The following is a 355-nucleotide window of genomic DNA, read 5'->3' on the forward strand; positions in this document are numbered from 1 at the left end:
TGAGTTCCTGCATCTGTAACTGGGAAAACTGTTCCGGCAAGGTCAGGCTGACCGGGACATAAGCACCGGCTGCGGCAGTCAGATCGCGTTGTAAAGTATGGATCAGTGTATCCGTATCCGCCACCTTAGTCTGGTTAAAGGAATTCAGATACAACTTGAAGGACTTCGATTCAATGATGTTTGGCGAATCTGCCGGCACGTGGAAACGAGCAATTGCAACTTGTGGCTTACCGCGTTGATTGAGCCAGGACAGTTCATAGCCATTCCAGATATCCACCCCAAAGAAAGGCAGGGTGCCACTGATGCCGATTTCCTCGCGTTTAGCGCTGCGCGGAATCGGAAACAGCAGGGATGC

The 355-nt window shown here is 51.5% G+C and carries 1 pseudogene; it reads right to left on the reverse strand.

What is annotated here, in order from left to right:
* Window positions 1-355: pseudogene (locus KDM89_RS20615) on the reverse strand (NADPH-dependent 7-cyano-7-deazaguanine reductase QueF); the annotation flags it as partial.

Origin of the sequence: Cognatundibacterium luofuense, assembly GCF_018139685.1 — a bacterium.
Lineage (GTDB): Bacteria > Pseudomonadota > Gammaproteobacteria > Burkholderiales > Burkholderiaceae_D > Undibacterium > Undibacterium luofuense.